The sequence below is a fragment of the Paucilactobacillus vaccinostercus DSM 20634 genome (assembly GCF_001436295.1).
GTDB lineage: Bacteria > Bacillota > Bacilli > Lactobacillales > Lactobacillaceae > Paucilactobacillus > Paucilactobacillus vaccinostercus.
Genome location: NZ_AYYY01000007.1, coordinates 1 through 22,628 on the forward strand (window position 1 = coordinate 1; position 22,628 = coordinate 22,628).

The window sequence follows — 22,628 nt, forward strand, 5'->3', positions numbered from 1 at the left end:
AAAAACCTACAATTTTAAACCGCCATAAAACGACATTTTATCGCCGCTATTGACAACGGAACATCTTTATAAGCATCGAATTGTCGTTATTCGTGATCTATTTGGCAATATTACCCTCTCACAGCTCTCTCACGCAATTCTGCAAAAGAAGATAGATGAGTATGGTGAAACACGTCAGAAGACGACAGTGAACGTTTTATTGATCACTGTGAAAGCGTCCTTGAAAGACGCATTATATGATGGCTATATCCCAAGAGATATTTTTTCGCGAGTAAAACCCCATAGTGATCTTGAACCAGTCAACAAGATTAAAGCTTTGTCAGCCACTGATTTTGAAAAACTACAAAATTATTTGTTTACTCACTACGCAGAATACGACGCAAACTTGGCGCTCCTAGTTTTATTGGAAACGGGTATGCGAGTTGGCGAAGCTCTTGCTTTGAATTATAATGACATTAATGCCTTATTTGATTCAATTGCGATTACTAAGACATATTCGACCGCAATCCACACAATGACCAAACCTAAGACTAAAACAAGCACACGTAACGTGAAAATAACTCATGAGTTGGCTCAACTACTGGTAGATCAGAAAGATCGTAAGAATTCAGAACGGTACTTCACAAGTACACTCTATCCAGTTGAGCAGCATCTTAAAAGCGTGTTAAAAGCTCTTAAACTTCCACAAATTACTGTGCACGGTTTACGTCACTCACATGCGTCATATCTGTTGTATAAAGGTGTCAGTGTTAATTATGTATCCGAAAGATTGGGACATGCAAACACTGCAATTACACAATTGGTATACTCGCACATGCTATCCGAGGAACGGTCAAAAGAAGCGGACAAAACGGTCAAAATATTGTCAAAGTCCCCAATTGTCCCCAAGGCACAATCAAAACACCGGAATGGAGCGATTTAAATGGACGATTGTATTTTTTGTAAAATTATCGCGGGTGAAATTCCCAGTTACACGGTTTATGAAGACGATGTTGTTAAAGCATTCTTAGATATTTCTCAAGGAACTCCTGGTCACACCCTTGTAATTCCGAAAAAACACGTTGCCAATATTTTTGAATATGATGCTGAACTAGCCAGTGAAGTGTTTGCGCGGATTCCAAAGATTGCTAAGGCACTGAAAGCATCTAATCCTGCTATTCAGGGACTTAATATTCTCAATAACAATGGCGAAGTAGCCTACCAGTCTGTTTTCCATTCACATTTCCACTTAATTCCACGTTACAGTGATGATGATGACTTTAAAATGATCTTCAAGGATAACTCCGGCAACTATGACACAGCTCAATATCAAAAGATTCAAAAATCAATTACTGATCAGTTAGGTGATTAATATGAACAAGCTTGTAAATACCGTTAAGGACCTTATTCAAGATATCAGTTCAGTTCAAAACGCGGGTCAGGACCTGAGTGAAAGTATCGCTCGGTTACAAAAAGCACTTGCAGATTCCCAGGAACAGGTGGACGCAATCAACCACAGCATTGATGAGTTTAAGTTCAAGACACAACCCCGACTTGAACATATTCAGCAATTGCAGGCTAAAATGCAAGACGAGCTTAATAAATTTGAGTAACGATAAGACGTTTATTTTATTAAACATTGAATTTTTTGTAAACTTTGGTATTAGTGCCTTAACCTTTCAGCAGATTGTGGTATATTGAATTGGTGAGTTTCACAGGTACCATACAAATTTTAAGAAATGGATGTGTTTAATACATGAAAAAATGGCTTGCAATATTAGCCGGGATTGTTTTGATGGTCCCTCTAGCAGCCTGCGGTAGCAAAGCCGTTGCGACAACTAGCGGTGGTAAAATTACTGAAAGTGCTTATTATAGTAGCTTAAAGGGAACTTCAAGTGGTAAACAAGTATTGCAACAAATGATTCTAAACAAAGTTTTGGAAAAGCAATACGGCAGCAAAGTTTCTAAGTCAGCAGTGACAAAGGAATACAACTCATACAAGAGTCAATATGGTTCATCATTTAGCAGTGTTCTCTCACAAAACGGAATGACTACCTCTCAATTAAAAGATGAGATTCGGTCTAACTTACTTTTGAAGGCCGCTGTTAAGGACCATACAACCATTACAACTAAGGATATCAACAAGCAGTGGAAGAAGTATCAGCCAAAGGTTCAAACTGCTGAAATTCTTGTTTCGAAAAAGGCCACTGCTCAAAGCATTATTGATCAATTGAACAGCGCTTCATCTGCTGATCGCTGGAAGACATTTAAGAAACTCGCTAAGAGCAAGTCAACCGATACAACCAACAAGAGCACTGGTGGTAAGGTATCGGCCTTTGACAACACTGACTCTTCACTAGATTCGTCTTACAAGAAAGCCGCTTTCGCACTCAAAACAAACGAATATACTACCTCACCTGTTAAGACCAGCAGTGGTTACCAAGTTATTTACATGATTAAGAACCCTGGTAAGGGAGCTAAGAGTCAACACATTGCCGACTTGAAAGAACAAATCATTGAAACTGACATGAGTAACAGTACCGTATTACACAATGTTGTTTCGAAGGTTTTGAAGAAGGGGAACGTTTCGATCAAGGATAACGATCTTAAGAATATTCTTGACGATTACCTCACTTCATCAAGCAGCAGTTCAACCACTACAACTACAACAACTAGTTCATCATCATCAAACTAATTGAATAGGTATCAAAAAGGACACGTCATATGTTGGACGTGTCCTTTTTGATATACTAATTAATTTTGATTCGGTTCTTCGGGTTTATAAAAACTCCGTTGATCCATGCCAAAAATTCGTTCAGAAAACTCACCAGACTCAGTATGCTCCAGTGCTCCTTTGACCATCATAATTGAAGCATCCATTTCGTCTAATCGGTGCAAGATCTCTGCCTCGAGCATTCTCGGCCGAACAGGAGAGCCATATTCTAACAAACCGTGATGGGATAAAATCATATGACGTAGCATCAACACATCTTCTTGATTGGGATCAATCTTGAGTGTCTGACATGCAGCCACAATCTCACCATCAACAATCGAAATATGACCAACTAGGTTGCCAGCAACCGTATAACTGGTTGAAACAGGGCCAGACAGTTCGGTTGTCTTACCGACATCATGCAAAATTGTGCCCGCATATAGTAATGGCGCATTAATTCCATCGTACTGATGGACCACCGCTTTTCCCAGTCTCAGCATCGATAGCGTATGAAATGACAATCCACCAGCAAATGCATGATGATTCGTCTTAGCTGCCGGATACGTAAAAAATGCTTCACGATGCTTTTGTAAAAGATTTCGAACGATTCGTGCCCATGTTGGTTGCGTGATTTCAAAAATATACTGGTTAATTTCATCTTCGATATCGTTGCGCTTTTCAGGAGCATGCTGCATAAAGTAACTTGGATCATGTGGTTCATTTTCGGTAGCAAGACGTAATCCCATTATTTTAACTTGTGGTTTGCCCTGGTAATTTTCTCGCTTAGCGGATAATCGCACTACTTTTCCAGGGACAAATAGCGCGACGTCCTCGTCACTCGCACCCCAATACATCCCCGGTAATTCTCCAGACTGATCCTCAAAAACAAGCGATAAAAATCGTTTGCCGTTTTTCGCAACCCGAACATCAACGCCTTTGATCAACACATAAATGTCCATCACTTCGTCTACCTTAAATTCATATAACTTTGCCTGTGTCATTTCTATCACCTACATTTGATTTAAATTAACAACGGTTCCATTTGAATATTGTAATGTCTGGCGATCAGTCGTTAAATAGATCACCTGTTGTTTTTCTCCAAGCAACTCTAGTAGTTGTAACACATTTGCCCGACGATCGGCATCAAAATCAACGAAGCCATCATCAATCAGTACTGGTAACTGAATCCCATTTTGATTACTGATCGACGTCACAAAACTCAATTTCAAGGCAACATACAATTGCTGAGCCGTTCCCTGAGATAACTCTCCGACTTGAAAAGCACTTCGATCTTGAGCAATCACGGAAATTCGATCATTCTCGAACTCAATCTTAGTATAGCGATGGTTGGTTAATGTTTCAAAATATTTTTGTGCTTGTTGAATAATCTTCGGAAAACGATCTGCCGAAGCTAATTGTAAGGCTCGATTAATCCAATGATAGCTCAGTTTATGCGTTAACCAGTCTCTTACCAGTTCCAAAATTTCAGTCTGAAGGTCAGCACGTTGTTGTCTTAGCATTGTCAGCGTCCCATTTTCGGAAAGCTGTTTGATTTCCAGTTGTGCAGCTGTTTGATTTTGTTGAAGTGTTTGTAAACTAACTTCTAAATGCTTAACGTCATTCGCTAAACTAGTCACTCGCTGTCTTAAGTCATCATTCGAGTTCACCATTTTCAGTGCACTAATCTGCTTGTCTGTTAGCTGACTTCCGAGCACTTGCGATCGTTCCTCGTTGGCGATTGATCGCAGCGCACTATCGTAATATTGGTCAAATTCATGATCATCCTGAACGTCATATCGGTGATACAGCGTTGCTTTCTTTTGAATAACCTCATTCAGTTTATCTGACAATTGCTGGGCCTGATCTTCAAGCAATCGTTTTTGTTGTCTTTGACGCTGCCAGACATCTCTGGCGCCTTGCTGCCGATCGATAAACATATTAATATGCTTAATCAACGCTTGTGGTGACTGCTGGACATCAATAACCTCGGCCGAAAATTGAACGTGTTCTCGATACTGTGTGGTCTGATTATCAATAGTTTTGATCTGAGTTGTTATCTGCTGAATTTGCCGATTTAGCTCTTCTAATCGCCGCAAATCTCCCTGCATTCGGAGCCACTGACTCTGTGGAAATTGATTAAACCCATGTTCAATTCCAAAATGACGCAACGCTTCATCAGATGTTCCTTGAACTGCATTGTGCAAAGTACCCCCACTACTTTGTTCTTGATACCAGATAGCCGCCGCACATCCCATTAGAATCAAACCTAATAGCTTCATGAGCCAAGCACTGCCAGTCACGAGTAATAAAACTCCGATTACACTCAGTATGATAAGCAATAAAGGACGTTTAGGCGTTGTTTGCTGCCGCTTGGTACGAGATTGATCCCCATGTTGACGATCATCAATTAACCGCTGCAGTCGATTTTCTTCAGAATAAGACAGTGCACTTGGTAAGTGCGAATCTGGATAACGTTGCAATAGCTCACGTCGCTCTTGTTGCCAACTTTGAAGTTGTGAAACAAGCTGATCATACTGATTCAGGTGCAACGTAAGTGTGGTTCCATCGTCTTTCAGCTTGGTAAATCTGTCAAGATTCTGGAAATAAAAGTCTTGCTGGTCTGTCAAGGAAGATTCCGCATCAATCACGCCCAATCGTGCGTTAACATCTGTGAGTTGACGATGATATTCATCTTGTTTAGCACGTAAAGATTGGATTACAGCAACGTCATTATTGCTTAGTGTGGATGATTTTTCTGTATCAATACTTTGCAAGCGTTGATACGTTGGCCACAACCGTAGTAGATCCTGCGCATCATGCCAGTCATTTCGTTTTTGAGGCAATTGCTGTTGAATCTCTTGGATTTGGCGATCACTTTGCCGAACATCATCCAACAAATGTCGATAATGTGTATATTTTTCAGACTGCTGATCAATTTGTTCATTCAAATCATGGTATTGTTCCAGTTTTTGATTGATGACTGGATTTCGCCCCCGCACCTTGTAAAGGCTATCTGCTTCCTTATCCAGATCCGTTAATTTTTCCAACCAGCGATCACTATTAACCGCACCAAAGTGCTGCAATTGATTCTGGAAGTCGTTTTTTGAAAGTGCAAAGATTTGACTAAGTTCCTGCGTATCTATCCGATAGATCGCATGAAATAGTCCCTGATCGACTTCGCCAAGCATCATTTTCAAGAAATGATTGGGCATCCGCTTTCCTGACTCATCGGTAATCGTCAGAAGACCACCGTTTTTTCCTTGTGTTCTCCTTAAGACATAGCGTCGATTACGGTGTTCAACAACTAGGAAGCCGCCATACTGGCCACCATTTTTTGGTAAATATTGCTCGTAAGGCTGATGTCCGTTCGCAAATCCAAACAAGATACTTTCAATAAATTTTGCTAATGTTGATTTACCTGCTTCATTATCTCCCAAAAATATTGTAATACTTGAGGCCAGATTGAAATCTCGATTTTGCCACTTTCCAAAACCATCGATATGAATTTGTTTAATTTTCATTTCAAAATCCCTTCGATTTTTTTCCATTTAGTTGTTCAATGGCGGCAAGTCGGACTTTTTCAATTGCCTCATTCGAACTAAAATATGATTCAATAAAATCATATGCAAATAATTTATCTGCCACAGTCGCAACCTGAGCCTTGGTAAATGTCTCTGTTTCAGCTTGCTGCCATGAATCATGATCAAAATCATCAAAACTCATTTTTTTCGGTGGCGTCTCCAAAACAAGTTCGTAAGGCCACATTTCTTTGTGCTGAGCGCCTAATTGCCGTTGAAGCCGCAAAAGCAATGTCCCATTGTCAAGTTGAATTTGAACCTCTTGCGAAAGAGCCTCAGCCTTAAGGACCACAGAAATTAAACTCAATTCATGAAACACACCATCCGTCTCAACAGCGGATTGCACGTCACTTAAAACATCGGACACCGTTTCTGTTGGCCTAACCATCACTTGGATAGATCGCCAAATTGCCGCCTCGCACTCATGAAATTCAGGTACTAGCGTATCACCTTGACTCGTCACCAAGTAATAGCCTTTTTTACCAGCTTCATTTTTATGACGTCCCTGGGTATTACCACTATATATGATAGGGGGCTGCTGATTCAGTACCTGACGTTTATGAATATGCCCAAGTGCCCAATAATCATATTTTTTTGCCAATAATTCTTTTAGCTGAAACGGCGCATAATTTGCGTGGGGACTTTTCAGTCCGCTTAATGCACCATGTAATAGACCAATCTGCCAATCCACTTGACGATTTCTCGATGGAAATTCAGAAAGGCGATCGTCGGTGATCCACCGTGTTTCATAGCTAAACCCTGAAATTGCAACTCGCTGTCCGTCAGCTAATTCCAACACTTTAGTTTCCACATGATTATCAAAAACAGTCACATTATCTGGAAATTGCAACTGATTGTCGACCTTCTGGTAATCATGATTCCCAAAACTTAAGTATACTGGGATACTAGCTTCTTCGAGTCGTAAACACTGCTCATTAAAGAAGCTTTCCGCCGCGATGCTATGCTGATCACGATCAAAAATATCACCGGAAATACAAATGAAATCCACCTTAAATTGAATCGCGTCATTCACTAAATTTTGAAATGCCTGAAATGTCGATTGATAAATTGTTTTCGCAAATTCTTGGGGAACATCCTTAAGCCCTAAAAACGGACTATCTAAGTGTAAATCCGCGCTATGAATAAATTTCATTAAAATCACCACTTTATTAGTTCAAAAAAGCTGAGCACGACTTCTCGCCTCAGCTTTTGTATTAGTCTTTATATAATTCTTGAATTGGCTTGGTAATCACATTGTTAATACCACTTAGTAATTCATCAATGCCACGTTCTTTTTCCATTAAGTTTTGAATTGACTTAACGTCGCGAACCTTATCAGCAACACCTTGGATTTCTTTAATTTCATCGTCCGTTGGTTGTTGACCGGAATATTGCTTTTGTTGTAACTGCATCTGCAGATTTTGGAATTGTCTGAATAACTTAAACGTTTCATCATCCTTCTTTAATTCTGCATATGCTTCTTCAAGCGCCTTAAATTCTTGTGTCCCGCGTAAATCCCGCTCCATTTGGTTAGCGGTATCGTAAATATTGACAACCATGTTGTTCCTCCTCAAAAATTGTTATATATCATTCTAACATAGTAACCGCTTAAATAGATATAGATTCCATGAAATCCAGCATATTATCTACTGTCCGATAATTGACTTCGCATTACTCCATAATTCTGATGCTTTTTGTTTGATGCTTTGCGCACCTTGGGCAACTTTATCGCCAAATTCAGATGTATTATTTTCAAGATTGTCCCAAATATTGGAAGAACTTGATGATTTGTTACCAGCAAGTGTTGCCGCATCTTTGGTATCAAAGCTGGTTTGTTTTGTATTAGGTAGCATTTGTGTCAATTCATCTTTAAATAAAGTGTTTGTGTTGGTATACGTTGTTTCTGCCAAGGTATGACTTTCATTTGTGCTATCATACCCTTCCCAAGTTGCAACTACGATATCGGGGGTATATCCAATAATCCACTTATCACGCTCTGAATTTTGACCATTCACAACGTCAGATTCAGTACTGCCAGTTTTCCCGGCCACGGAATATCCAGATGGTTTAGCCGTCTTACCTGTACCGTAATTGAAGACCCCAAGCATCATGCTCGTCATCTCCTTTGCAACTTTCTTAGAGATGATTTGCTTTCGTTTTACATTAGTATTATTAACAATCACTTTACCAGATGCATCCACAATTTTGGTGATGTAATGTGGCGTCGTCTTCTTACCATTGTTGGCAAAAGCAGTATAGGCGCCTGCCATCTGCTGAGGAGAAACACCGCTTGATAAACCGCCTAACCCTAAAGCAAGATTTTTATCTTTTTTGGTGACTGGCAATCCAAATTTTTTAACAGATTCGTAGCCTTTAGTAACACCAATTTTATTCAACAGCCAGACTGTCGGGGCATTCAAGCTTTCAGCCAGTGCCTTATACATGGTCACTTTACCACTGTATGTGTCATCGTAATTTTTAGGTGTGTAGTCATTCGTGCCATACGATTGCTTTTTATCCTGTAAAATCGAATCGTAGTAGTACCCATTTTCTAACGCCGGAGCATAGACTGCGATTGGCTTCAACGATGACCCTGGTTGACGTTTCATCTGTGTTGCACGGTTAAATCCTCGGAACACATGCGCACCACGGCCACCCACCACAGCTAAAACGCCGCCATTATTAGGGTTCACAGCGATCGAAGCAGATTGCACTTCGGTCCCGTCGGATGCATTACTTGGAAAGTTATTATCGTTTTTATAGATATTTTGCATGATCGTCTGCTGCGTTTGATCCAGCGTTGTATAGATTTTATATCCCTTATTCATAATTTCAGATTCGGTTAACCCATATTTACTGATTGCCTCGCTGATAACAGCATCAAAGAAATACGGATACTTATACGTATTGGTCTGCTTGTAGCCGTTCGAGACTGTCAGTGCTGTCTTCTTGTAACGGTTAGCCTGTGATTGCGTTAATTTACCATTTTCAACCATTAGTTGTAGAACAACATTTCTTCGCTGTTTGGAAGCCGTCGGATGGGCAACTGGATCATAACCACTCGGCGATGTTAGCATTCCCGCCAACACAGCAGCCTCTGGCACTGTCAGATCACTTGCATCCTTATCAAAATATCGTTTAGACGCGTCTTGAACACCCCAAACGCCATTACCAAAGTAAGCATTATTTAAATACATCGTCAAAATATCATTCTTGGAATAGATGTTTTCTACCTCAATGGAAATAAAGATTTCTTTTGCCTTTCGTGTAAAGGTCTGTTGCTGAGTCAGATAAGCGTTCTTAACAAGTTGCTGGGTTAGTGTACTCCCACCACCAGAAATGTAATTACGCCCTAAAACTTTATTTTTGGCATATAGCAAGGCTGCTCGGGCAATCCCCTTAACCGAAAAACCATGTTCATGATAAAAATCACGGTCTTCCGTCGAAAGCACAGCATTCGGAATATTCTTTGAAATTTTATTTAGCGAAACATAAGTTCCTTTTTGTGAGTATAAACTACCAGCTGACTTATTATGACGATCATAAATCATCGTTGGTGTTTCCAGTGTCGCCTTTAAATTGCTCACGTGCGACGTCTTGGCAATAAAGGTAAGATACCCGCTAACTAGTAAAAATAACGTCAAGCAGACAACAATGATCCACCTAGTTATTTGGAATCGGTGCCATCCTTTTTTCAGTAACCGTTTGAACTTTTGCCATAAGGGGGCAAACCAGTCCCTCAATTCTTGAAGCCACCGCTTAAACCGTGATGGTTGATCATTCATATCTCTATTCCCCATCTCTTAAGTAATCACCTTCCATTTTAGCATAATAACTTTAGACGCCACTTCTTGATGACCTTTTTTAGTGGAATTTAAGAAAAAATCGTTAATTTTTAAAATTGTATATAGCAACTAAATAAATTGCTATATACAAAAAGCCAAAAACTGCATTTTGCAATTTTTAGCTTTATTTTTCAAGATATAGATCAGCATTCACATGTTCAACGATTTTTTGATTAAATTGTTGCGCAATTTTCGTACTTGGACTCACAATAAAAATTGTGTCATGACCAGCTAAAGTTCCTGCAACCTCTGGTAAATTCAAATCGTCAATAATGGCAGCAAGTAAATTACCGTCACTCGGAAGCGTCCGAATAATATTCATAAACTCAACTTGCGACACATTTGTCACGACTTCATGAATCGTATCATATAGCCGTAACTCTTCACTTTTATTACCAGCTTTAAAAATGGTGTATCGCAAATTACCATTACCATCAGCGGCTTTCACAATTTGCATTTCGCGAATATCCCGTGAAATGGTCGCTTGAGTCGCAGTAATCTCATTATCCTTCAATCGTTGCATTAATTCTTCTTGCGTTGTAATCGTATATTGACTAATAAGTTGCTCAATTTTTGCTTGACGAGTCGATTTTTTCATTTCTAACCAATTCCTCCGTAAATCATGTCCATTAAGTTATTAGTTGAATAATAATACATTATTTACGAATAATCAAGCGAATAGATTAATATTTATACAAATTACATTTCATCGGGAGCTTGAACTCCCAACAATTCAAGGGCTGATTTCAGCACATCACTAACTGCTTCAACGAGTGCCAAGCGTGCCATTTTTTCATCATCTTCAACTAAAATCTTTGTGTGCGCGTAGTACTGGTTAAACTCTTTAGCCAGTTGTAATGCATATTTTGCAATCACTGATGGCTCGTATTCACGTGCGGCCCGTTGAATAATTTCACCAAACTGTCCTAGAGACTTGATGATTTCCCAAGCTGCTGGATCCCCCAATGCCAAGTTAGCCGTTGTAAGATCTGGGTTCCCAGCTTTTCGTAAAATACTTTGTGACCGTGCATGCGCATACTGAACATATGGTCCCGTTTCACCTTCGAAACGCACAACTTCTTCTAAATCAAAGTCAAAATTATTAAGCCGTTCATTCTTAAGATCATGGAATACAACGGCCCCCACTCCAACTTGTTGGGCAACTTCCTCAGCATTTTTAAGATCTGGATTCTTTTCGGCAATTTGTTTACGTGCTAACGAGATGGCATCATTCAGCACATTCTCCAGCAAGATCACGCGGCCCTCACGAGTTGAAAGTTTACGGCCACCTTGCGTAATCAAACCAAATGGAATGTGATGAATATCGTCTGCCCAGTCAAACCCTAATTCCTTTAGAACCGCCTTCAATTGTTTGAAGTGATTTTGTTGTTCATTTCCTACAACGTATAATGATTGAACAAAATCATAGGTCCGTTTTCGGTAAATAGCTGCCGCTAAGTCACGCGTAATATATAAAGTCGCACCATCAGTTTTCTTAATTAAGGCTGGATTCAGATTATACTTTTCAAGGTCAACAATTTCGGCACCCTTACTTTCTTGGAGTAAGCCTTTATCTTCCAACATTTGTACAACTTCGTCCATCTTATCATTGTAGAATGCTTCACCATTGTATGAATCAAAATCAATTCCAAGAAGATCGTAAATCTTCATAAACAATTTTAGTGATTCAGAACGGAACCACTTCCAAAGATGAGTCGCTTCCTCATCCCCGTCTTCCAGTTTTTTAAACCATGCACGCGCATCATCATCAAGCTCTGGGTTTTCCTTATCTTCTTGATGAAAACGAACATAATACTTCTGTAAGGTATTGATGGGATCCGCTTTGACTTCCTCTTCGCTTCCCCACATCTTGTAGGCAGCCATTAACTTTCCAAACTGAGTTCCCCAGTCTCCTAAATGGTTAATTTTAATTGGATTATAATTTACCTTCGTTAAAATTTTAGCAAGTGAATTTCCGATTACCGTTGAGCGTAAATGTCCCATCGACATTGGTTTAGCAATGTTTGGTGATGACATATCAATTGGTACGTTACCGGCATTGCCGAGATCCGAGTTACCATAATTTTCCGGATCAGCCAAAATTGCCTGTAAAATTTCAGCAGCAATTTGTCCTTTATCAAGGAAGAAGTTGACGTATGGTCCTGCAACAACGACCTTTTCAAATCCATTTTGATCGATTGCTTCAATTAAATCAGCAGCAATCATTTGTGGCGCTTTATGTTGCGTTTTTGCCAAAAAGAAAGTTGGAAAAGCGAAATCACCATTTTGACTATCTTTTGGCCGCTCAATTTTTGTTTCAATATCATGTGCATCTACATCTGGCAATGCTTGTGCTAGTGCCTGAACAACCTGCTGTTTTGCATCCATTGTAATTCCTCCAAATTAGTGTTTTTCAATCGTGATGAGACGAAAAAAGTCCCCAATAAGTCCTAGAACTTATCAGAGACGAGATTTCCCGCGGTACCACTCTACTTGAAATTAATCCACTTTAAATTATTCAACTAGTTATTAATCAGAGACACGCTTCGGTAAAGATCGTTATCTGCCTTTCACCATCACAGATTCGCTAAAACGATTTCGACACCTACTACTTCTCTGGCTTGAAACTTACATACCCGATTCATTATACCAAATTAACGCTTAAAAACAAGCGTATTCCCCAACTAATCATTACCCGTTAAATTGGCTCCCACCTAACAGTTCATCTATTACGGTCAAAACCCCGTCATGGTTATTGGATGGTGCTTGACGCGTTACAGCGCTTTTGATGCTATCGTTCGCATTTGCCATCGCAAATCCGTATGGCGTCATTGTTAACATCGCCAAATCATTTTCGTTATCCCCAAAGGTCATCACTTCTTGGTCGGCGATGTGATACTTAGCCTGTAACGTTTTTAATCCAGTTCGTTTATTAACACCCGCTGGTCCGATTAACTCAGTATTAAATCCTGAGTTCAAGCTCGCAAGGCCGCTAGGCAATAAATCTCGTAATAATTGAATTTGCTGCTTTGTATCATCACCTGGTGCAAAGGAAAGGCCCACTTTGACTAACTGATCCGCAAATTTGTCGGCCTCATACTCTAGTATTTCAGGAACCCGCTTTAACGTTGAATAGTAGCGATTTTTAAGATCAAAGTACGCCTGTGGTTCCTGATCATCAACATAGGCTGCTTTCTCACCAGTAATTGTCGTTGATGCAATTGGAATATTAAAATGCGTTTTGATAATTTTCAGTAATTCCTCTAGTAGGTTTATAGGAATTTCTTTAACAGACAATAATTTATCGCCGCTTGCAACAATTGAACCATTTTCGGAAATAAAATCAACAGCCCCCTCAAATCCACTAAATTGTTGTTTTAACCGGTCCAATTGCGACCCACTGGCAGCAACAAAATGGATGCCTCGATCTACCAACTGTTGTAGTTGACGACCAAATCGTTGTTTATCGTAACTATTATCATCTCTTAAAAATGTCCCATCCATATCAACAGCAATTAATTTAATTTTCATTGTTCCACGTCCTTTATATTCATGTCGTTCATTATACGTACTTTTCGTAAGTCATGCTAGTTATCCGCCAAATCTAACCGATCTCTAGTAGTATATCAGTCCGTGATCTATTATAATGAACTGTGGTACCGCATTCATTTACATTGGGAGGATTTACATGCTTTACATACTACTACTGAGTTTTATCGCACCCATTTTGGTGTATCTTACTTTCATTTTTCATTCGCGCGTCACTAAGACATTCGCCAAATACGGTCTTGGTATTTTAGTTGCCGAGGCCATTGTTTATTGCGTGGTCATTTACTTTGAATTACCGTCACGAAACGCACTCTCCATTTTAACGGTCAATCTCATGCTAGGGATCGTAACCACATTAATCATGAGCGCACTCACCCTTGTAATTAACGACCAAGGATTAGTTGTACCACGACTAGCCGCTGCAATTCTCTTGATCATCTTGATCGTATTTGTCGCTGGTGAATGGCACTCAAACTTTTTCATCAAACCAGTTGCCAAAAGCGTTCAGTCAACCATCAAGAAAAGTAGTCAGGCCCCTACTTTCAAGAAGGGGGTCACTCCCGTTGCGTTAGCTCCCAGCACGATTAAAAACCGGATGAACAAGAACATGAGTAAAGTGCCCAACTCACAGTACTACCATCTCGGTGAGATTCAGGCCCAATATTACCATGGTAAGCCAGTCTATATTGCACCAGTGGAGTTTGACACCATCTTCAAGTACTATTCGGCAGGACAAGCAACGCCTGGCTACTTCATTATCGATGCAACTTCACTCTCTGCAGAACCTAAATTTGTGAAAACCAAGCTAAACTATACTAATACTTCCTACTTCAACCGTAATGCCCAACGGATCATGTACCGCCACTTTCCAAGCTGGTTGGTTGCGGATAATAGCCAGCCACAGCTTGAAATCGATGAAAACGGCACCCCTTACTACGTTCAAACCATGTACAAACCAATTCCCCTCAGTCATCGGGTTAACTACTCAAAGCTTCACGTCGTGGTCTTAAACGCCAAGACTGGTAAGGCCAAGCTTTATCAACTCAAGCATCTTCCTAAATGGATTGATGAAGGAATCACAACTGAAGTAGCTGATTCAATGAATCAAGCATTCGGCGAGTATCAAGATGGCTGGTTTAACTTCACCTTCTTCAAAAAGGGTGTCCAACAGCCAACCAAAAAGAATGTTATCTCAACTTTCAACAATAAGGGCGAAGTTGAATACTTCACTGATTTTACCAACCCTAAAACCGAAGCAGATAGTGCGCTTGGTTATTCAATGATTAACGCCCGGACGGGTAAACTAAGCTATTACAAGACAAGCGGTATCATGGACTCTGACGGTGCTGCCGATAACGCCAACAATAACTATAAGGCACAGCAATGGACTGCAGCAATGCCCGTTATTTATAATATTTCCGGTCATCCAACTTGGGTGCTTTCAATTCTTGATAACACGCATGCCTTCCGAAATTATTACTACATTAATGCCGCTGATCAGTCCATTCATGCGACTGGCGACACCGCCAATGAAGCCTTGGAAAACTACAATCAGGCCTTAATTGATGGCAATGAAAGCAGTGCCGCCAACACCACTAACAGCACCAAGAAAACACTCACAGGAACCGTTGATCGTGCCCAAATCACTACGAGTGACAATAAATCATTGCTCCTCTTTACGCTCAAAGATGATTCTCACCAGACCATCTACACGGTTCAAAGCGATGACTATAAGAGTTCGGCCTTAACTCAATCTGGTGATAAAGTCTCCTTTAAAGTTCAAATTGAAAACAATAAGGCCGTCGGCTACGTTTCAAATTTCAAAAATACAAACTTTACTAAATAACCTTCAACGATAAAAGCCTACAGAAAAACACGTCAAATTTGACGTGTTTTTTATTAATTCTGATAAAAATTTTTCAAAGCTGCTGCTAATGGACTTTCTGCCTCATCATCTTCTTGATTAATTTGATTCATCAATCGTTGTGTTTCGTGCTTACCCATTTTCTTCTTACGGGTCTTTTTATCCATCATCTTCTCAGTCGTCCCATCGTACTTACACCGAAAGAACGCACCTTTTGGGCCGTCAATAATTTGCATTTTACGATGACAATTAGGGCACCGATGATTCGAAGTTTTGGGATCTTTTCGTCGCCGATACTTGCAGTCGGGATTGCTACAAATATAGATTTTTCCGTCTCGAGTATTCCGTTCACGCAATTTTTGACCACATTCTGGGCAAATTTTATTGGTCAATGCATAATCGTGATACTCTGCTGTCGAAGACTTAATTTCTTTCACCAGCTGTCGAGTATCAGCCTCAATCCCCTGGATAAATGTTTCTGGTGACTGATCACCCTGAGCAATTTTTTCTAAACTAGACTCCCAACGAGCCGTTAATTCTGGCGTCGCTAATGACGGATTCACTAATTTAAGTAGTTGTTGGCCTTTAGGGGTCACATGTAATTGTCGTCCTTGGCGCTCCATCAGCTCGGATTTAATTAACTTTTCAATGATTTCCGCGCGGGTTGCAGGTGTCCCCAAATGATGTTGGTCCATCTGACTTAACAGTTCACCTTCACTGATTAAGTTCGGTGCTTTGGTGTACTCCTTTTTAAATTCATACTTAGGCGTAACCGTTTGACCTTCAGTCAATTTTTTAACAATCGGTTGTGCCGTCTGTTCAAATTGCCATCCAGGTTCAACGATCCGCTGATATTGAAAATTAAATTGGTATTGGCCAGTTTTAATCGTTGTTTTTGTAATTTCCGAACGTTCTGGCTCAGCAAATAAGCCTAAAAAGCGCTCAACGATTAACCGATACATGCGTGTTTCATCGGTCGACATTTTATCAAACCGCGGCCGCTCCTCTGTCGGTATCAAGGCATAATGGTCACTGACCTTTTCATTGTTGAATACTGAAGTCAGTCGAATTTGGGCACCAGTCTTAAGCATTTGCTGTGCATCCTCGTTAAAACCGGCCACCACTCGTAAGCGATCTTTCATTGTTGCCTTCAAATCTGTTGATAAATACCGAGAATCCGTTCGTGGGTAACTGACGACCTTGTGAGTTTCATAAAGACTTTGAATCAAAGACAATGTCTTATGAGCTGAATATTGATACTTGACATTCGCCACCCGTTGAATCTCCGTTAAATCGTAGGGCAGTGGTGCGGGAATAGATTTTTGCTTCGTTACCACATGTTCTACAATTGCCTGACTCGATTTAAGCTGTTTAATCAAATCCTCTGCTTTTTCACGCGTATCAAGGTCTAACGCATGTTGCAACTGGACTTTGGTACGAGCGCCATCGACCAGCATGTATACCCCATAAAATTCCTGTGGCTTAAACTGTTCCACCTTTATCTGCGCCTGATTCACCAAACTGAGTGTCGGCGTCTGAACCCGGCCAGAATTTAAATTATCATCATACTTCAACGTTAGTGCTCGGGTCACATTCAACCCAATTAACCAGTCCGCCTTGGTTCGAGCTAACTCTGAACGATACAAATTATCGTAATTTTTAGCTGGTTTCAGATTGGCAAATCCAGCTTTCACAGCTTGTTCAGTCTGTGACGAAATCCAAAGGCGTTTCAACGGTTTATTAAATTTAACCCATTGTAATATCCAACGGGCCAATAGTTCACCTGCCCGGCCAGAATCAGTTGCAATAATGCCTTCGGTTACATCCGATCGCTTGGACAATTGTGCGATAGCCTTTAATTGGTTTCTAGTTTTAGGAAGTGGCTTAATTCCAATTTGTTTTGGAATCATTGGTAATTGTTCCATCTGCCACTGTTGCCAGTCCTGATTTAAATCTTCGGGCATTTTAAGAGTCAGCAAGTGACCAAAAGCCCAGGTCACAATGTATTGGTCACCTTCAAAATAGGTTTTGTGCTGCTGTGTTGCCTTCAATATTCGGGCTAAATCCTTGGCAACACTGGGCTTTTCAGCCAGAACTAAACGCTTTGTCATTTTTACCTCCACGGATCATTATTCAACTCTTCATACTACTGAATTTTAACGACAACCGCAAATTTCTTTAAAAAAAAGATATTCTTATTAACCAAGAATATCCGGAGTTCTACTTATATAAATATTTTTTTTCGGCGGTTTTCCGTGCGGCAACTGCCTCTTCAAATTGGTCAAAACTTTTTAATAATACGTACCGATTATGAATCATCAGGCGTGCAAACCACTTACCAGTTTTACGATCTAACGACACTCCTACGACACCGGTATGATTTCGTTTAGAAGCTCGTAACGATGAATAAGGTAATCCAGTTTCCGTATAAAAATGATCCCGCCGACCTTTGTTCCGACAAATTTTAGGATCTGTCTTGAACCTTTCTCGCGCAATCTCCGACCGCAAACACCCACAGCTACTTGTAATCCCACTTCGTAAACGGGTGCCATCGACCGTACAAACGACCCCACAATCACACTGACATAACCATCTTGCACCACCATTAGAGCTGTTGCCATCACGCTTTAATACAACCAACCGGCCATAGCGTTTACCAACCATATCAATCGCTTTTGACAAAATTTATCACCTACCAAATCATAATTGCATGTTCGTTATGCGTAGTTTTCCAATGAGTTTACTATAAAATAATAACCACTACTTATCAATTTTACGGTTAGTAATATAGTATAAATCCCGATTTTTCTGGTTAAGTGCCATAAAAATCGGGATTTTTTAATTTAGTTATTTAATTTTTAGTTGTGGAAATTGCCAAGTGCCGTATAGCGTGGATGATGATTCCCAGCTTGACGTTCTTTTTCAACTGCCATCTGTGCCACCAAATTTAAATAATTAAATGGATCATCGAAATGTGGTTGAAACAGCATATCAACAAACGCAAGATCATCAATTGTATTGTTGTTTTGAATTGCAATTGAAATGGCGTTCGCAGACTGCGATACATCGTGCTGACAATAAAGCTGAGCACCTAATATAAGACGACTTTTTTTATCATATACTAAAGTAATCGTCAATTTATCCGTGGTTGGCATGTATTCTGGCCGCCAAGTCCCTTCAAACTGGACACAGTCAGCATCAAATCCATTTTTACGCGCGTATTCAATCGTTAACCCAGTAGATGCAATGGTTTCACCAAATAGCGACATGGCTGACGTAGCCTGTGTCCCCACGTATGGCATTGTATTCCCAGCTACCACGTTATTACCAACGATCATCCCTTGGCGGACCGCATTCGTCGCTAACGGGGCATACACTGATTCGCCCGTTGGATTAAAATGACTGACACAGCAATCTCCCGCTGCATAGATGTCTGGATTGGACGTTTGACAAAACTCGTTAACTAAAATCGCACCGTGACGGTCCATATCCACCTGATATTCCAGTAATTCGGTCACTGGCATAAAACCAGTTGTCACAATCGCAATATCAGCTTCAAATTTTTCATGATTCGTATTAATTGCAATTTGATTCTCGTCGCCCTACTCGAAGGAACGAACACGATGATTTAAGTACACTTCAACCCCATGTTGATGTAATAAATCGATCAATCGTGTAGAACCATCACGATCAATATAATGTTTAAGTATTTGATCGTGTGATTGAAATAGCAACACCCGATGTCCCGTTCGAGCATAGCTTTCAGCTAATTCAACACCTACATAGCCGCCACCAATTAAAGCAATTGTGTCGGCATCTTCAGCAGATCGCTTAATTTCCTTTGCATGATCATATGTTTTACACATCAATACCCGTGAGGCATCAATTCCTCTTAATGGTGGTACAATCGCGTTCGATCCGGTGGTCATAATTAACTTGTCGTAATGATCGTCGAACACCTCATCAGTACGCATATTAACAATGCGTAACCGCTTCTTAGCTGCATCAATCTCTAGTACATTATGTTCAGTTTTAACAGCTACCCCCATTTTTTCAAGGGCTTCTGGAGATGAATAAAACATATCTTCCAGATGTTTAACCGTCTGATCTAGGTACAGAGCAATGCCACATGACAGAAATGAAATGTTAGTATCACGTTCATAAATTGTCACCTCTGCATCAGGATTCGCTGCAATAATCTGCTGTGCCGCCATCGTTCCTGCATGCGTACACCCAACAATAACAACTTTCACCGTAACCACTCCTCACAAGTTTTTAAACACGTTATATCGATATTTATTGATTAATAATAATAGCCTTGAGTAATTTTCAGTCGCCGGAAGCTGCTGAACCCATCTTAAACTAATCATGTTCGGATGAGCCGCTAAGAAACGATTTACTTTATCATTTTGTTGATTGTACACTAATATTGATACTACTTCTTCCGGTTCATACTCGTTGATCATTTTAACAGAAACGACGCCCTGAAATAAGTAACTAATAATATCCGTTTGTGCATCATATGCATCATCATTCACATAGACGGTAATCTTATGTGAAACGTCATCAATCACCTGCTCCAGTGCCTCAAATAGTTTTGCTAATGAATTAATCCCATCAACAGTCGTGATTTCCAACTGTAATTCTTTGATCATCGTGTTAACTTGATCATAATACTTTGAAATTCGCGAATCACTTACCTTTTGCAGATAATCATTCACATAATTATTACGTGAAATCGGAAAATTGCCAAAATAATCCAATGAAATAATACATCCCACTAATCGCAACTTCATTTTCGCTGTTAGGCCTGTGGGTGTACCGGTTTCAATTCGCCGCCAAAACTGCTGCCATTGCGGCGATGATTTCAACCAATCATCAATCATCCGTTTCTCATCATCACTAATTTCAATGATAAAATTAGGCCCAAATTTAAGGCTAAACTTTAATAAATTAAATTGGTTCTGAGCCTCAACATCCGTTAGATCACAACTAACCTTAATGTAGTCTTTAACGACACCATCGCTACCGTTAATAAATTTGAGCCCAAAGTGTTGATCAATTGGATGGGCAATCTGATATCGATGTCCCTGCGAAAGTCGTAAAAGTGCAATACCGACAAATCGTCGCCGTTGTGCAACTAAAATACTATTTTTAAACGCCATTGGTGTCAAAAAGCCATCAGTTAAATGACTAACTAGGGACTGCCAGCGGTCATCCAAAAATTCACTAATGTTAGTACCCGTTTCATTTAAGAACGCCAGTAGAAAATTTTGAATTAACGTCTCGTTTCCGGTTAAACAAAATTCAGATAAATTAACTGTTACCCCAAATTGCCCGATGTATTTTCGTAAATCAGAGGTTAATCGGTATAACTTGGTTCTTGAAATCTGTTGCCGCTCTAAAAATTCGTTAGTCGTGTGGTCGGTCTGTGTAATGAGAGACATTAGCATTTTATATCCAACTTGCCGGTTCATAATGATATGTGAGTACTGATCAAAATCGGCATCCGCAATAAGTTCCGCAATAGTTAAATCATCATCTTCGAATTCTCGTAAATCTGCAATCAATTTATGATAGATATACAACACTTTATTGTATGGCAAATCTTTAGCGAGGAAGAAATTATATAAACTACTACTGGGATTTTCTTTCAGAAAAACTAGCAGTTGAATTTTTTCATTGTCCTGTGATGACAACAAAATATTATTAATATTCATCCTGTCACCTTCTCTTTCTGTGTTAACTTAAAATTCACCCAGTTAACTATTGTATAATCCTTATAACATCATGATAGCATCTAACGATCATCAAAAAAATAGCTTAAGCGCAGAATTATACTAGACCGTCCTATTATGCACATAAAAAAAGCCATCTGCAACAGATGACTTGGATTTTATTTAAAATTGAATTGTTAATAATGTTCGAATACCAGCGTAGGCCATAAATAAAACAACAATCCAGCCTGTCACTAACAGCCACCGAGGGTGCCGGTATTGCGCCCCCATGATTTTATGACGTGTAGCTGCAATCAGCAAGATGGCAAGGGCGATTGGCAAAATCAGACCGTTCAACGCACCAACAATGACTAAGACCTTAGCGGGACTACCAATAAAGTAGAAAATAATTGTTGAAAGTGCGATGAATCCAACAATAATCCACGGACGCCAGCTTTCGTGGCCTTCCTTGTTCACATTGTAATCCAAAAATGAAATCGACGTAAACGTAGATCCAAGCGTTGAGGTCATACCCGCGGCAAACAGCAATAGTCCGAAGAATTTATACCCAAAATTGCCAGCAGCCACTTTAAAGATCGTAGCAGCCGGGTTAGTTGGATCCAACTGGTGTCCAGCCAAAACAACGGCTAAACCAGCTAAGAACAACATTACTCGAATTACTGACGCTACACCAATTCCAGTTAAAGCACCTTCGTTTACATACTTAATGTTGTTAATACCACGAACGCCGCCTTCAAGTAGTCGGTGACCACCAGAAAATGAAATGTAGCCGCCGACCGTACCACCAACAATCGTGACAATCGAGTAGAAATCGATGGATGTGGGCATAAAGGTATGGTGAACCGCACTCTGAAGAGGAACGGTCGTGACTGCCAAAATATAAATCAAAATCAGCACTTTAACAACGGCTAAAAGTTGAACCGTTCGATCAACAACCAGCATAGCATTACGTACTAAAAAAAGCACGATTGCAACGGCTGCTGCAATTAACGCACCGTTCTCTGGTGAGATACCAAAGAGTACATTCAACCCTAATCCAGCACCCCCAATATTACCAATATTGAAGAAAAAGCCTCCGATCACAATCAAAGCGGATAAAACATAACCCAATCCTGGCACAACCTCATTTGCCAAAACCTGCGCGTGGCGCCCTGAAACGATAATAATTCTCCAAATATTTAACTGAACCACGATATCAACTAAGATACAAATTAAAATTGCAAATCCAAAATCTGCCCCCATCTTACTGGTGAAGGTTGCTGTTTGGGTCAAAAATCCTGGACCAACCGCGGCCATCGCCATCATAAATGCGGCACCCATCGCTACGTTAAACGGTGATCGTTTTTTTGTTTTCTTTTCCAT

17 protein-coding genes and 1 pseudogene are annotated in these 22,628 nt (G+C 40.1%); 5 read left to right on the forward strand and 13 right to left on the reverse strand.

Annotated elements, in window-relative coordinates; all coding sequences use genetic code 11:
* The first annotated feature begins 49 nt into the window (after positions 1-49).
* The 4 genes from FC26_RS02415 to FC26_RS02430 all read left to right on the forward strand — a co-directional run bounded on the left by FC26_RS02415 (position 50) and on the right by FC26_RS02430 (position 2,674).
* Complete coding sequence (locus FC26_RS02415; RefSeq protein ID WP_057777576.1) at positions 50-922, forward strand: site-specific integrase; 873 nt, start codon at positions 50-52, stop codon at positions 920-922.
* On the forward strand, positions 923-1,351 hold the full coding sequence (locus tag FC26_RS02420) for an HIT family protein (RefSeq protein ID WP_057777578.1): 429 nt from the start codon (positions 923-925) through the stop codon (positions 1,349-1,351).
* 1 nt (position 1,352) lies between these two features.
* Positions 1,353-1,592, forward strand: coding sequence for a hypothetical protein (locus tag FC26_RS02425; RefSeq protein ID WP_057777580.1), 240 nt, complete (start codon positions 1,353-1,355; stop codon positions 1,590-1,592).
* A gap of 143 nt (positions 1,593-1,735) precedes the next feature.
* Complete coding sequence (locus tag FC26_RS02430; RefSeq protein WP_057777582.1) at positions 1,736-2,674, forward strand: peptidylprolyl isomerase PrsA; 939 nt, start codon at positions 1,736-1,738, stop codon at positions 2,672-2,674.
* A 59-nt stretch (positions 2,675-2,733) separates the two neighbouring features.
* On the opposite strand, the gene FC26_RS02435 is transcribed toward FC26_RS02430, so the two are convergent.
* The 8 genes from FC26_RS02435 to FC26_RS02470 form a co-directional block, all read right to left on the reverse strand.
* On the reverse strand, positions 2,734-3,693 hold the full coding sequence (locus FC26_RS02435) for a 3'-5' exoribonuclease YhaM family protein (protein ID WP_057777584.1): 960 nt from the start codon (positions 3,691-3,693) through the stop codon (positions 2,734-2,736).
* Positions 3,694-3,702: 9 nt separating this feature from the next.
* A complete protein-coding gene (locus FC26_RS02440; RefSeq protein WP_057777586.1) occupies positions 3,703-6,213 on the reverse strand; it encodes an ATP-binding protein in 2,511 nt (836 codons plus the stop codon).
* Position 6,214: 1 nt separating this feature from the next.
* Positions 6,215-7,423, reverse strand: coding sequence for a metallophosphoesterase family protein (locus FC26_RS02445; protein WP_057777588.1), 1,209 nt, complete (start codon positions 7,421-7,423; stop codon positions 6,215-6,217).
* Positions 7,424-7,484: 61 nt separating this feature from the next.
* Positions 7,485-7,829 carry a YlbF/YmcA family competence regulator gene (locus tag FC26_RS02450; protein WP_057777590.1) on the reverse strand — a complete coding sequence of 115 codons (345 nt, stop codon included), beginning with the start codon at positions 7,827-7,829 and terminating at the stop codon, positions 7,485-7,487.
* Between the two features lie 87 nt (positions 7,830-7,916).
* Positions 7,917-10,055 carry a PBP1A family penicillin-binding protein gene (locus tag FC26_RS02455; RefSeq protein WP_057777592.1) on the reverse strand — a complete coding sequence of 713 codons (2,139 nt, stop codon included), beginning with the start codon at positions 10,053-10,055 and terminating at the stop codon, positions 7,917-7,919.
* Between the two features lie 184 nt (positions 10,056-10,239).
* Complete coding sequence (locus FC26_RS02460; RefSeq protein WP_057777594.1) at positions 10,240-10,713, reverse strand: arginine repressor; 474 nt, start codon at positions 10,711-10,713, stop codon at positions 10,240-10,242.
* Positions 10,714-10,814: 101 nt separating this feature from the next.
* A complete protein-coding gene (gene argS / locus FC26_RS02465) occupies positions 10,815-12,503 on the reverse strand; it encodes an arginine--tRNA ligase (protein WP_057777596.1) in 1,689 nt (562 codons plus the stop codon).
* Between the two features lie 303 nt (positions 12,504-12,806).
* On the reverse strand, positions 12,807-13,646 hold the full coding sequence (locus FC26_RS02470; RefSeq protein WP_057777598.1) for a Cof-type HAD-IIB family hydrolase: 840 nt from the start codon (positions 13,644-13,646) through the stop codon (positions 12,807-12,809).
* Positions 13,647-13,803: 157 nt separating this feature from the next.
* Between FC26_RS02470 and FC26_RS02475 the strand changes: the two genes are divergently transcribed.
* A complete protein-coding gene (locus FC26_RS02475; protein WP_057777600.1) occupies positions 13,804-15,510 on the forward strand; it encodes a hypothetical protein in 1,707 nt (568 codons plus the stop codon).
* Positions 15,511-15,563: 53 nt separating this feature from the next.
* Here FC26_RS02475 and FC26_RS02480 read toward each other — a convergent pair whose 3' ends face one another.
* The 5 genes and pseudogenes from FC26_RS02480 to FC26_RS02500 all read right to left on the reverse strand — a co-directional run bounded on the left by FC26_RS02480 (position 15,564) and on the right by FC26_RS02500 (position 22,628).
* Positions 15,564-17,639: a DNA topoisomerase 3 gene (locus FC26_RS02480; protein WP_057777603.1), complete on the reverse strand. Its 2,076-nt coding sequence runs from the start codon at positions 17,637-17,639 to the stop codon at positions 15,564-15,566.
* Positions 17,640-17,748: 109 nt separating this feature from the next.
* Positions 17,749-18,210, reverse strand: coding sequence for an AP2 domain-containing protein (locus FC26_RS02485; RefSeq protein WP_057777604.1), 462 nt, complete (start codon positions 18,208-18,210; stop codon positions 17,749-17,751).
* A 176-nt stretch (positions 18,211-18,386) separates the two neighbouring features.
* Positions 18,387-19,781: pseudogene (locus FC26_RS02490) on the reverse strand (FAD-dependent oxidoreductase).
* Between the two features lie 12 nt (positions 19,782-19,793).
* Entirely contained in the window at positions 19,794-21,248 is a 1,455-nt protein-coding gene (locus tag FC26_RS02495; RefSeq protein WP_057777606.1) for a helix-turn-helix domain-containing protein, read from the reverse strand.
* A gap of 180 nt (positions 21,249-21,428) precedes the next feature.
* Positions 21,429-22,628, reverse strand: a complete 1,200-nt coding sequence (locus FC26_RS02500; RefSeq protein WP_057194632.1) for an NRAMP family divalent metal transporter — start codon at positions 22,626-22,628, stop codon at positions 21,429-21,431.